This window comes from Streptomyces sp. NPDC102274 (assembly GCF_044766385.1).
GTDB lineage: Bacteria > Actinomycetota > Actinomycetes > Streptomycetales > Streptomycetaceae > Streptomyces.
Map to the genome: position 1 here is coordinate 197,489 of NZ_JBIWLW010000008.1, position 12,024 is coordinate 209,512.

Below are 12,024 nucleotides of genomic sequence, written 5' to 3' on the forward strand. Positions count from 1 at the left end.
GACGGGACCGCTCGAAGAAACCGACAAATAATGACAGAGTGTCTCCATGGTTGAACGGGAAGCGGGTCCCCTGTCGCTCCCCGACGACTGGCCGGCCCCTCCGCGCATCAGTCTGTCCCTCAATCGGACGGGCACCTTCGACTGGCACCTCGACAGCGGGCTTCTGCATCTCGACGGCCCCGCGCTCGCGGTCTTCGATCTGTGCCCCGACGAGTACGACGGCCGGCTGAGCAGCGTGGAGGCGCGGATGCCGCGGAGCGAGGGCAGCCGGCTGACGGACGTGGTGGAGCGGGCGCTGCGGGAAGGCGCCGTCAACTACGGCGCGTACCTCCGTATCCGGCGGCGGGACGGAAGCCTGTGCTGGACGCACACCCAGGGCGCCATCCGCCGTGACCCGGCGGGCCGGCCCTACCGCGTCATCGGCATCGTCCGCGACGCCTCCCAGGAACTGGCGGACTCGGCCGCGCGACTCGAACTGAGCGCGGTGCGCCGGGTGCGGACGAGTATCGTCGAGGGCACGGCCGCCGCGCTCGCCCACGCCAGAACCGTCCAGGACGTCATCGACGTACTGAAGGACTCCCACGGCCTGGCACACCTCGGGGCCGGCAGCCTGGTCATGGGGCTGATGGAGGCGGGGCGCATCCATCTGGTCGCCGAGGGCCCCGAGGGCTCCTACGTACAGGGGACGCGGGTCACCCGGACCGACGAGCAGTACCCGATGAGCGAGGTGGTACGGACGCTCGCCCCGTGCTTCATCGAGTCCGCCGAGGAGTTCGCGGAGCGCTACCCCCTGCTGTGGCCGCACATCAGCGAGCTCGGCATCAACGCCGCCGCCTATCTGCCGCTGATCGCCCAGGCGCGGCCCATCGGCGCCCTCGGGCTGCTCTACCAGGAGAAGAGCGGCTTCACCGCCGAGGACCGCAATCTGCTGGTCGCGCTCGGCAGCAGCATCGCCCAGAGTCTTCAGCGCGCCGTCCTCTTCGAGCAGGAACACGATCTGGCCGAGGGGCTCCAGCAGGCGATGCTGCCCCGCCGGATCCCCGCCGTGCCGGGCGCCGAGATCGCGGTCCGCTACCGCTCGGCCCGGCTCGGCCGGGACATCGGCGGTGACTGGTACGACGTGATCCCGCTGCCCGGCGGCCGGGTCGGCGCGGTCATCGGCGACGTACAGGGCCATGACACCCACGCGGCCGCTGTGATGGGGCAGCTGCGCATCGTGCTGCGCGCGTACGCGGCCGAGGGGCACGCGCCGGCCACCGTGATGGCGCGGGCCTCGGTCTTCCTCCATGAACTGGACACGGACCGCTTCGCGACCTGCACCTACGCGGAGGCCGACCTCGCCACCGGAGTGGTCCAGCTGGTCCGGGCCGGCCATGTCGATCCGCTGATCAGGGACACCGACGGCGGCTGCCGCAGACTGCCGGTGCCCGGCGGGCTGCCGCTCGGCCTCTCCGCGGCCTTCGGCCGGCTCGACTACCCGGTGGAGACGATCGAACTGGACCCCGGCCAGGCCCTGTTGCTCTACACCGACGGGCTGGTGGAACAACCGGGAGCCGATCTGGACGACGGGCTGCGGCTGCTGGCCGCGCTGGTACGGGACGGTCCGCGCGATCTCCAGCTGCTGGCCGACCGGCTCTGTGAGGTGGTGGACGCGCGGGGCGGCGAGGACGATGTCGCCGTGCTGCTGCTGCGCCGGGGCGGCGCGCTCGCCCCGCGTTCGGGCGGCCGGCTCCAGCAGCAGGTCGCGCAGGGTGACGCGGAGGGGCTGAGCACCGCCCGGCACACGATCCGCGCGGCGGTGGCCGCCTGGGGCGCCGGGGAGCGCTCCGACGAGATCGAGCTGGCCGCGGACGAGCTGATCACCAACGCGCTGCTGCACACCGATGGTGACGCCGTCGTGACCGTACGGGTGTTGTCCGGGGTGGAGCGACGGGTGCGGGTCGAGGTCGAGGACGGTTCGAGCGCCCTGCCGCACCGCCGGGACGCCGGGGTTTCAGGGGTCTCGGGGCGCGGGCTCCGGCTCGTGGAAGGGCTGGCGGAGGAGTGGGGTGTGGAGTCGCGCGGCAGCGGCAAGTGCGTGTGGTGCGAGTTCATCGTCCTGGACCGGCCGTCACATTGAACGGTTTTCGTCGTTAACTTTAGGTGACTTGATCGTACTTGACCGTAATCGAACAAAGGCGATTGGCTGAGCCCGTCGCCGTACCTCGCCTTCTAGGACCTGGGGTTCCCTTGACCATCGAGCTGCTGGCACCTATCGATCTGGCCTTCTGGCATCTCGAATCCGCGGACCATCCCATGCACCTCGGCGCGCTCGCGATCTTCACCGCGGCGCCCGGCACGGCCGGCGGAGCGGGCGTGCGGGAGCTGCTCGCCGCGCGGGCCGCCGCCATTCCCCGGCTCCGGATGCGGGTACGGGACGTCTGGCTGCCGGTCGGCGGTGCGGCCTGGGCGGTGCACAAGGAGTTCGACGTACGCCGTCATGTGCGCCGACTGCCGCTGCCCGAGGGGGAGTTCGCGACGGAGGCGGCGCGGCTGGCCGGGGAGCTGATGGAACGTCCGCTGGAACGCGGTATCCCGCCGTGGGAGATGTATGTCCTGACGGCGGAGGGCGGCGGTGGTGGTGCCGGTGGCGGCGGGGCCCGGGAGGCGGCCAACGGCGGCCGGCCCTTCGCCGTCCTGGTGAAGCTGCACCACGCGCTGGCCGACGGCATGCGCGCCGTCGCGATCGGCGCCGGCATCTTCGACCAGATCGCCGACGCGCGGGCGGCCGGGGCCCGCCGGACGCGTCCGGTGCCGCCCCGGTCCTGGCTTCCCGGCCCCTGGCAGGTGGCCGGGCTGGCCAGGGGCCGGATCGAGGAGCTGGGCCGGGCGGTCGGCATCGGCGCCTCGGTCGTACGGGCCAGCCGGCTCGACCCGCGCGGTATGCCCGCGCTCACCGCCGGGTCCAGCGGGACACGGCGGCTCGCCACCGCCCTGCTCGATCTGGAGGACGTCCAGCGGATCCGCAGGGCCGCGGGCGGAACGGCCAACGATGTGCTTCTCGCGACCGTGGCCGGCGCGCTGCGGCGCTGGATGCTCGAACGGGGCGAGCCGCTGCCCGCCGTCGCCCCGCGTGCGCTCGTGCCGGTCACCCGGCACAGACCGGGCAGTCCGCCCGGGTCCGGCAACCGGCTCTCCGCCTATCTCCTCGGCCTGCCGGTGGCCGAGGCCGACCCCCGGGCCAGGCTCGCCGCCGTACGCCTGGGCATGGACCGCAACAAGTCCGCCGGCCCCTCGCGCGGGGCCGGCGCGGTGGCCGTCCTCGCGGACCAACTGCCGCCGCTCGCCCACCGGCTCGGGGCGTCCCTCGCCGGCAGCGCGGCCAGGATGCTCTTCGACATCCTGGTGACGAGCGTCCCGCTGCCGCGCTCCACGCTCTCGCTCGGTGGCTGCCCGCTGCGCGAGGTGTATCCGATGGCGCCGCTCGCCCGCGGACAGTCCCTGGCGGTGGCACTGTCCTCCTACGGCGGGCGGGTGCATGTGGGGCTCGTCGCCGACGGCAAGGCCGTGCCGGACCTCGACCGGCTGGCGCGCGGGATGACGGAGGAACTGCGGGAACTGCTGCGGGTCACCGGGCCGGGCGGCCGGATCCGCTCCGCCGGCCCCGGCCTCGGGGAACATCGGTACAGCGGTAAACGCTGAGTCGTTGATCCTGCGCCGCCAGTGCCACGACCGGCAAGGTTTGCCCGCCGTGACGGGGCACACGTTGCCGGGAGGGGCACAAGCGCGGAGGGCCGGTCCGGTGACGGAGTCCGATGCCGTTGGTCGTGTCTTCAGTGCCTCCCGCGGTCGAGGGCGGCGACCTCGCGTACGGCCTCGGCGACGGCCGGGAAGTCCTTCTTCAGGATCGCGCCGTGGTTGCTGGCGACCTTCGCGCTGAGCCGGATGTTCGAGTTGCGCTCGAATACCTGATCGAGACTTGCGCGAATTCGTTCCTGCTCATCACCCTTGCTTCCGAAGGACGACCCCGAGGCAAGCACATACCGCACCGGGACGGTGATGTTGTCCAGCACCGGGCCCAGCTCGCGTTCACGGGAGAGCCTGCCGAGCTCGATGTTGCTGTCGGCCTGCTGTTCGGCGGTCATCCGCGGGACCAGGCCCGTCGGGCGCAGCAGCGGCGTGAACCAGCCCATCCGCCGAAACGTCTTCCGGATCCGCCGCTCCATGGCCTCGTCGAGCCAGTCGTACGGTTCCGCCCCGTCGACCAGGACCGCTCCCAGGGCACGGTCCGGATTCCGGCCGGCCCAGTGCGCCCCGACGAACGCCCCGTAGGACCAGCCCACCACCAGAGCCCGGTCCACACCCCTGGCCGCGAGAACGGCATCGACGTCCCGGACAGCGGCCTCGAAGGAATAGTCCGCGGAACGCTTCGATCTCTTGCCGCGAGCCCGCTCGTCGTAGGTGATGTGCCGCCAGCCCGTGCCCAGTTCGGTGATGACCCGCCGCCAGTACCCCTGAGTGGCGAACTGGCCGTTGAGGTAGACCACGGGGATGCCGGGACCGCCGGTGTCGGTGACGGCCAGGGCCGTGTCGTCGACCGGCACCATGCCGGTCCACTTCGAACTGGCCGAGGACGTGCTGTTCTTCGTCATGATGGTGCTCCTTCGGAGACTGCGGGTCAGAGGCAGCGGGCGGTGATGTCGCCGTGGGCGGTGGTCGCGTTGATGTCCAGGTCGGCGGTGCCTTCGCTGTTCCTGAGCGAGTTGTGGATCCGGCCGTAGCCGGTGCTGGCGTCCAGGGAGGCGGAGACTCCGCGGGCGGCGACGACCGTCACGTCGCCGGACTCGGTGCGCAGCACGACCGTGCCGCGTACGGCTTCGGCGATGTGGATGTCGCCCTTCTGGGTGCTGATCTCCGCGGGGCCGCCCAGGCGGCCGACCGAGACGTCACCGTCGAGGGCGGTGAGGCGGACGCTCGTAGCCTCGTCGAGCTTGGTCGCGCCGTGCGCACCGTCGAAGGCGATGTCGCCGAGCCGTCCGACGGCCCGGAATTCGGCGCCAGCCGCCTTCGCCTCGATGTGGGAGCCGGCGGGCAGCTTGATGGTCACCTCGATGGATCCGGAGGGGCCGAGGATCTGGTGCTTCGCCGCCGAGGTCTCGATCCGCAGGACGCCGTCGGCGTATTCGACCTTGGTCTGCTCCGCGGCCTTCACGTCGCGGCCCTTCGAGGCGTTCGCGGGCAGGACCTCGACCGTGGTGTCGGTCCGGTCGGCGGCGATGAGCCGGATGCGTCCCGCGGGGATGTCGAGGACGGCGGAGATCGGGGCGGGGGTGTCGTACTTCTGCATTGTGTTCTCCTCTTGTGCTTGTTGTTTCTGACACCGGAAACGCTACGTAGCGTTCAAGGATTACGCAACAAGTTCGTTGCTTGTTTAGGGCACCAGCGCAGGTAGGTGCCTAATTATCGTTGCAACAGATATGGCGGTAACGCAACGTCAGTCATTCCATCGTTGCATTGAATGAGGAGTGAACGCTATGCTGGAGGCATCACGGAACACAGAGGAGATCGCGATGCCGGGAGGCAGACTCACCCAGCAGGAACGCCAGCAGATCGCGCTGGGGCTGGCCGACGGCCTCGCCTACGCGGAGATCGCCAGACGTCTCGACCGCCCCACCTCGACGATCACGCGTGAGGTGATGCGCAACGGCGGCCCCGCCGCCTACCGCGCCGACCTCGCCCACCGCGCCACCGAACGCCGCACCCACCGCCGTCGGCGGACCGCGCTCCCGGGACCCCACGCCCCCGTGCAGGCCCACGGGCGCGACCCCGAGGCGGTACGCGAGTACGAGGAGATCTTCACGACCCTCCTCATGCAATCGGGCCTGCCCAAGATGATGGCCCGGGTGCTGACCTGCCTCTTCATCACCGACGCGGGCAGCCTCACCGCGTCCGAACTCGCCCAGCACCTCCAGGTCAGCCCGGCATCCATCTCCAAAGCGATCGCGTTCCTCGAAAGCCAGGGCCTCGTGCGCCGGGAACGCGACGAACGCCGCCGGGAGCGCTATGTCGCCGACGGCGACGTCTGGTACCAGTCGACGATCGCCAGCGCCCGGGCCAACATCCAGCTCGCCGAGACCGCACGGCAGGGCGTCGCCGTCCTCGGCCGCCATACCCCGGCCGCCGCCCGCCTGGAGAACATCGCCCGCTTCGTCGACTTCATCGGCGAGAGCATCACCCGCGCCGCGGAACAAGCCCGCGAGATCCTCCACAGCGGACCCGACACGCCCTCGGAGGGCACCGTCGGGCCGAAGTCGGATCGCGGATAGACAGCCTCGGCGACCACAGAACCCCGAGAGATCGGACAGCTGGGTGCGAAATCCTCACAGATAGCTGCTTCATGGGTGTTGACGCGTCCAGTCATCCGATGAATATTTCATCGTGATCGGCATCTTGGTCGCCCTCGGCATCGGCCGGGAGGTCGGCAGCGGCTACATCGGGAGGCGGCAGCGGTATGCGGCACACTACGCTCGGACGCGGAACGGTCGGGGTGACCGGACTGTCCTTCGGGGCGGCCGGGATCGGCAATCTCTACACCCCTGTCGGACCCGAGCAGGCCGCCGCGGCGCTGGACGCCGCCTGGGACGTGGGCATCCGCTACTTCGACACCGCGCCGCACTACGGTCTGGGGCTCTCCGAGCGGCGGCTCGGCGAGGCGCTGCGCGACCGACCACGGGACGCGTACACCCTCTCCACCAAAGTGGGCCGGCTGCTCGCCCCCGTGTCCGGCCCCGGCCCCGTCGGCGACGATCTCGCCCACGGCTTCGCCGTACCCGCCACGCACCGCCGCGTCTGGGACTTCAGCGGGGACGGGGTACGCCGCTCCATCGAGGACAGCCTCCGGCGGCTCGGGGTGGACCGTATCGACATCGTCTATCTGCACGACCCCGACGACCACGCGGAAGAAGCCTTCCAGCAGGCGTATCCGGCGCTGGAGCGGCTCCGCGCCGAAGGGGTCGTCGGGGCGATCGGCGCCGGGATGAACCAGACGGCGATGCTCACCCGCTTCCTCCGCGACACCGACGCCGATGTCGTGCTGTGCGCCGGCCGCTTCACCCTGCTCGACCAGTCGGCGCTCACCGCACTGCTGCCCGAGGCCCTCGCACGCGGCAGGAGCGTCGTCGCCGGCGGGGTCTTCAACTCCGGGCTGCTCGCCAACCCGCGCCCCGGCGCGACGTACGACTACACCGCCGCCCCGCCCGAGTTGCTCGACCGGGCCCTGCGGATGGACGCCGTCACCCGCCGGTACGGAGTGCCCCTGCGGGCCGCGGCCCTGCACTACCCGTCGCGTCATCCGGCTGTCGCCAGCGTGCTCGTCGGCGCCCGTTCCGCGGCCGAGATACGTGACGCGGCCGAACTGGCCGCCCTCACCGTCCCCGACGACCTGTGGGCCGAACTGCGCGCCGAAGGGCTGCTGACCGAAGGACCGCCGACCGGACCACTGACCGAGGACGGAGTGCTGTCATGAGGGTCGCCCTGCACACCAGGGTCCGCGCCGACCGGGTCGGGGAGTACGAGGCGGCGCACCGCGAGGTGCCCGCCGAGCTCACGGCCGCGATCCGCGCCGCGGGCGCCACCTCCTGGACGATCTGGCGCAGCGGTACCGATCTCTTCCATCTGCTGGAGTGCGAGGACTACGCCCGTCTGCTCGCCGAGCTGGACCGGCTTCCGGTCAATGTCGCCTGGCAGGCCCGGATGGCCGAGTTGCTGGATGTCGTGCACGACTACTCCGCGGCCGGCGCCGGAGCTGGACTGCCCGTCGTCTGGGAGCTGTCATGACACCGCCGGGCGTGATCGACGCACACCACCACATCTGGGATCTGTCCGTACGCGACCAGGACTGGATCACCGGCCCCGCCATGGCCCCCATCCGCCGGAACTTCACCCTGGCGGATCTGGACGCCGAGACCCGGGCCGCCGGGGTGTCCGCGACCGTGCTCGTCCAGACCATCGGGGTCCCCGAGGAGACCCCCGAGTTCCTTGCCGCCGCCGACGGCAGCGACCTCGTCGCGGGCGTCGTCGGCTGGACCGATCTCACCGCGCCCGGGGTCGCGGACACGCTCGCCGCACTGCGCGAGCTGCCCGGCGGCGACCGGCTGGTGGGGATACGCCATCAGGTGCAGGGGGAGCCCGACCCGGAGTGGCTGCTGCGCCCGGACGCGCGACGCGGTCTGGCCGCCGTCGCCGCCGCGGGACTCGTGTACGACCTGGTGATCCTGGAGCATCAGCTGCCCGCCGCCGCGAAGGCCGCCGAGCTGCTGCCCGGTCTCACTTTCGTCCTCGACCATCTCGGCAAGCCGCCGATCGCCGGGGGCGCGACAGAGCCGTGGGCGGGCCTGGTCAGGGCGCTGGCCGCGCGGCCGAACACCGTCTGCAAGCTCTCCGGGATGGTCACCGAGGCCGCCTGGGACTCCTGGACGGCCGAGGGACTGCGTCCGTACGCCGACACGGTCCTCGACGCCTTCGGGCCCGGACGGCTGATGTTCGGCTCCGACTGGCCGGTGTGCCGGCTGGCCGCCACGTACGGAGAGGTGCTCGACGCGGCGCGCACCGTGACCGACGGACTGAGCGAGGACGAGCGCGACGCGGTCTTCCGGGACACCGCGCGGCGCGTCTACGCACTCTGAAGCGGGTCGATTCCGTCCTCGGCCGACTCCGGGAAGGCATGGCGCACCGGACCGGGGAAGGGCTCCATGCCCAGCAGCGCGGTGACCGAGTGGGTGGCCAGGGCGTGCCAGGTACGCGGGCGGCGCAGCATCGCGTGATCACCGCCCGGCAGCAGTACGGCACAGGCCTCGGCGCCCGCCGCACGGGCGCGGGCGGCCAGCTCGACGCTGCCGCGCGGATCCGTGACCCGGTCACGGTCGCCGTGCAGCAGCACCGTCCTGCGGCCCGCCAGCTGCGCCACCGGCTCGCCCGACGGGCACCAGGGCGCGAGCCCCACCACCCCGCTGACGAGGTCGTGGCCGGCGGCGGCCAGGGCGGCACGGCCACCCATCGAGTGCCCCACGAGCACGACGGGCACGGGACCGACCAGGGGCCCCAGCTCGTCGAGCGCCCGGCGGGTGTCGCGCGCCGCGTCGGCCCGGCTGCCGTTCCAGCCCCGGCAGCGGTAGCGCACCCGGCCCACCACCACGTCGTATCCGTCGGTGGCCCGCAGCACCGCACGGGTGAACGGCCACATCCGGGCGCCGGGCAGACTCAGCCGGGCCGGCGGCTCCACGCCCTCCTCACGCCCGCCGTGCAGCAGCAGGACGACGGCGCGGGGGCGCGCGGCGGTTCTGTCCAGAACGAGAGCGGGCTGGACGGCGGCTCGGCGATCGCGTATGGACACGTGGGCCTTCCTTCCGACGGCGGGAGCCCGGGGGGCTGTCCGGGGAACCTCTGGCGGGGCTCTTCCATGAACGATCCGGAGAACGGATTCGTCGCCGCGGCGGTCATGTGGTGCCCGACCGCCCCGCCGGGCGTTCACCCGGCCCCTGCGGCACCCTGGACGCATGCCGGAAGTACCCGAAGTGGAAGCGCTGCGAGAGTTTCTCGACGGCCACCTGGTGGGCAGGGAAATCGTCCGTGTCCTGCCACTGACCATCAATGTGCTCAAAACATACGATCCGCCTCTCTCCGCACTGGAGGGCGCCACGGTCACCGTCATCGCCCGCCACGGCAAGTTTCTCGACATCGTCGCGCGTGATGCCGGGGACGGCGAACTGCATCTCGCCATCCACCTCGCCCGCGCGGGCTGGCTGCGCTGGAAGGATTCCTTCCCGGCCGAGCCCCCGCGGCCCGGCAAGGGCCCCCTCGCGCTGCGCGCGGTCCTCAACGGGGGAGACGGGTTCGATCTGACCGAGGCCGGCACCACCAAGCGCCTCGCCGTGCATCTCCTCCGCGATCCCGCGGATGTCCCCGGGATCGCGAGCCTCGGCCCCGATCCGCTCGACGACTCCTTCGACCGGGCCGCGTTCGCCCGGCTCCTCGCCGGTGAAAACCGTCAGATCAAGGGCGCGCTGCGCGACCAGCGCCTGCTCGCGGGCATCGGCAACGCCTACAGCGACGAGATCCTGCACGCGGCGAAAATGTCGCCGTTCAAGCCGGTGAAGAACCTCTCCGAGGACGAGATCACGACCCTCTACGAGGCACTGCGCGACACACTGCACAGTGCCGTCGAGCGCTCGCGCGGAGTGGCGGCCGGGCGGCTCAAGGCGGAGAAGAAGAGCGGGCTGCGGGTGCACGGCCGTACCGGTGAATCCTGTCCCGTCTGCGGCGACACCATCCGCGAGGTCTCCTTCAGCGACTCCTCGCTCCAGTACTGCCCGACCTGCCAGACGGGCGGGAAGCCGCTCGCCGACCGCAGGATGTCGCGCCTCCTCAAATGAGTAACCTCCCGAGTGGCCTCCTGACGGCCTCCTGAGCGGTCTCCAGGGTCGTCCGAGCGGTCTCCTGAGCAGCCGGCCTCGGACGGCCGCCGCGCGCTCACCGTCCGGCGTCATCGCCCGCCGATCGTCATCACGCGGCGGCCGTCCGAGGCACGGACCTCGAAGTGGTCGATCTCGCCGGGCCGCAGCGCCGCACCGCCCCGGGTGACCAGCGGCGTGGAGCCGCCCGCGCGCGCCGCCCACGACGTCACGGTCTCCCTCGATCCGTCCCGGCCCACCGCGATCAGTGCGCAGGAGCCGGAGTCACCGGCCCGGACCAGTTCAAGGCCGATATCCGCCCCCCATGTCTTCTCCGCCGCCGTCACCACCGCCGCCGTACCCGTCGACCGGTCCGACGCGGTCCACCGGGCGGTCACCGGGCTGCCCGGATCCGCCGGAGGAGCCGCGGCGAGGACGGCGAGCGGACCGCCCACCGCGAGCACCGCCGCCGCGGCCACCAGCGCGAGCCGCCGTCCGCGGTCCCGGCGCCGCCCCGAGGCGGTACGGCCGAGCAGCCCGGCCAGCAGCTCCGGACCGGCGACGGTGAACGGCGCCATGTCGGCGGGGGTGCGCCGCGCGTAGGCGTCCAACTGCTCCTTCACCCCGCCGAATTCGGCCAGCAGCTCCGAGCAGCGCGGACAGTCCGGCAGATGGTCCTCGAACCGGAAGGCGTCCGCGGCGTCGAGCACGCCCAGTGCGTAGGCGCCGGCATCACGATGGAGGTCCAAGGTCCGCATGCTGACTGTTACGCAGGGGAACGCCGAATGACTCAAGCAGCGGCGGTCCTCGCACGGCGGACACCGCCTACACTCCGGCGTCATGCTGCGTGTACTGGCTGTGGATGACGAAGAACCGGCGCTTGAGGAGCTGCTGTACCTGCTCAGGGCCGACCCGCGGATCCGTGGCGCGGAGGGCGCCACCAGCGCGACGGAGGCGCTGCGGCGGATCGGCGCCGCGCTCGACGCGGGCCCCGACGACCCCGCCGCCATCGATGTGGTCTTCCTCGACATCCATATGGCCGGGCTGACCGGCCTCGACGTCGCCCGGCTGCTGGCCGGTTTCGCCGAGCCGCCGCTGATCGTCTTCGTCACCGCCCATGAGGGCTTCGCCGTCCAGGCCTTCGATCTGAAGGCCGTCGACTATGTCCTGAAGCCGGTCCGCAGGGAGCGGCTCGCCGAGGCGGTACGCCGGGTCGCCGAACTGGTGGGGGAGCGCGGGCCGGTCTCCGCCCCCGCCGCCGATCAGATAGCCGTCGAACTGGGCGGAGTGACGCGCTTCGTCGCGGTCGACGACATCGCCTACGCCGAGGCGCAGGGCGACTACGCGCGGCTGCACACCGACACCGGCAGCCATCTGGTCCGTATCCCCCTCACCACACTGGAGGAGCGCTGGCGGGCCCGCGGATTCGTACGGATCCACCGCCGCCATCTCGTGGCCCTGGCCCGGATCGACGAGCTACGGCTCGACGCGGGTGCGATGAGTGTCCGCGTCGGCGATGCCGAACTCGCGGTCAGCAGGCGTCACGCCCGCGCCCTGCGTGATCTGCTGATGCGGCAGGGCGGCCGCTGACCAGGGG

The 12,024-nt window shown here is 71.8% G+C and carries 12 protein-coding genes; 8 read left to right on the plus strand and 4 right to left on the minus strand.

Features of this window, described 5'->3' with window-relative positions; genetic code table 11:
* Positions 1–46: 46 nt before the first annotated feature.
* Together ACIRQP_RS13890 and ACIRQP_RS13895 are read left to right on the plus strand one after the other, a co-directional pair.
* Positions 47–2,119, plus strand: coding sequence for a SpoIIE family protein phosphatase (locus ACIRQP_RS13890; protein WP_403888319.1), 2,073 nt, complete (start codon positions 47–49; stop codon positions 2,117–2,119).
* A gap of 110 nt (positions 2,120–2,229) precedes the next feature.
* The gene (locus tag ACIRQP_RS13895) at positions 2,230–3,681 is read left to right on the plus strand and encodes a wax ester/triacylglycerol synthase family O-acyltransferase (RefSeq protein ID WP_403888322.1); all 1,452 of its coding nucleotides are present in this window, start codon (positions 2,230–2,232) and stop codon (positions 3,679–3,681) included.
* Between the two features lie 131 nt (positions 3,682–3,812).
* On the opposite strand, the gene ACIRQP_RS13900 is transcribed toward ACIRQP_RS13895, so the two are convergent.
* Both ACIRQP_RS13900 and ACIRQP_RS13905 read right to left on the minus strand, forming a co-directional pair.
* Positions 3,813–4,631 carry an alpha/beta fold hydrolase gene (locus ACIRQP_RS13900; protein ID WP_403888325.1) on the minus strand — a complete coding sequence of 273 codons (819 nt, stop codon included), beginning with the start codon at positions 4,629–4,631 and terminating at the stop codon, positions 3,813–3,815.
* 26 nt (positions 4,632–4,657) lie between these two features.
* Complete coding sequence (locus ACIRQP_RS13905) at positions 4,658–5,326, minus strand: DUF4097 family beta strand repeat-containing protein (protein WP_403888328.1); 669 nt, start codon at positions 5,324–5,326, stop codon at positions 4,658–4,660.
* 223 nt (positions 5,327–5,549) lie between these two features.
* Between ACIRQP_RS13905 and ACIRQP_RS13910 the strand changes: the two genes are divergently transcribed.
* From ACIRQP_RS13910 to ACIRQP_RS13925, 4 genes are all read left to right on the plus strand, one after another.
* The gene (locus tag ACIRQP_RS13910; protein ID WP_403888600.1) at positions 5,550–6,305 is read left to right on the plus strand and encodes a helix-turn-helix domain-containing protein; all 756 of its coding nucleotides are present in this window, start codon (positions 5,550–5,552) and stop codon (positions 6,303–6,305) included.
* 185 nt (positions 6,306–6,490) lie between these two features.
* Entirely contained in the window at positions 6,491–7,504 is a 1,014-nt protein-coding gene (locus ACIRQP_RS13915; RefSeq protein ID WP_403888331.1) for an aldo/keto reductase, read from the plus strand.
* Positions 7,501–7,815 carry an L-rhamnose mutarotase gene (locus tag ACIRQP_RS13920; protein ID WP_403888334.1) on the plus strand — a complete coding sequence of 105 codons (315 nt, stop codon included), beginning with the start codon at positions 7,501–7,503 and terminating at the stop codon, positions 7,813–7,815. Before ACIRQP_RS13915 ends, ACIRQP_RS13920 begins: the two co-directional genes overlap by 4 nt.
* A complete protein-coding gene (locus ACIRQP_RS13925) occupies positions 7,812–8,663 on the plus strand; it encodes an amidohydrolase family protein (protein ID WP_403888337.1) in 852 nt (283 codons plus the stop codon). The genes ACIRQP_RS13920 and ACIRQP_RS13925 overlap by 4 nt, the downstream gene beginning before the upstream one ends.
* Here the strand turns inward: ACIRQP_RS13925 and ACIRQP_RS13930 are convergent.
* On the minus strand, positions 8,651–9,370 hold the full coding sequence (locus ACIRQP_RS13930; RefSeq protein ID WP_403888340.1) for an alpha/beta fold hydrolase: 720 nt from the start codon (positions 9,368–9,370) through the stop codon (positions 8,651–8,653). The two genes, ACIRQP_RS13925 and ACIRQP_RS13930, sit on opposite strands and share 13 nt — an antisense overlap.
* Before the next feature lie 163 nt (positions 9,371–9,533).
* On the opposite strand from ACIRQP_RS13930, the gene ACIRQP_RS13935 reads away from it, so the two are divergent.
* Positions 9,534–10,409 (plus strand): Fpg/Nei family DNA glycosylase, encoded by an 876-nt coding sequence (locus ACIRQP_RS13935; RefSeq protein WP_403888343.1) that lies wholly within the window; start codon positions 9,534–9,536, stop codon positions 10,407–10,409.
* A gap of 110 nt (positions 10,410–10,519) precedes the next feature.
* On the opposite strand, the gene ACIRQP_RS13940 is transcribed toward ACIRQP_RS13935, so the two are convergent.
* Positions 10,520–11,185, minus strand: a complete 666-nt coding sequence (locus tag ACIRQP_RS13940; protein ID WP_403888346.1) for a zf-HC2 domain-containing protein — start codon at positions 11,183–11,185, stop codon at positions 10,520–10,522.
* Positions 11,186–11,267: 82 nt separating this feature from the next.
* Here ACIRQP_RS13940 and ACIRQP_RS13945 point away from each other — a divergent pair, with 82 nt between their 5' ends.
* Entirely contained in the window at positions 11,268–12,017 is a 750-nt protein-coding gene (locus tag ACIRQP_RS13945) for a LytR/AlgR family response regulator transcription factor (protein ID WP_382516142.1), read from the plus strand.
* Positions 12,018–12,024: the final 7 nt, after the last annotated feature.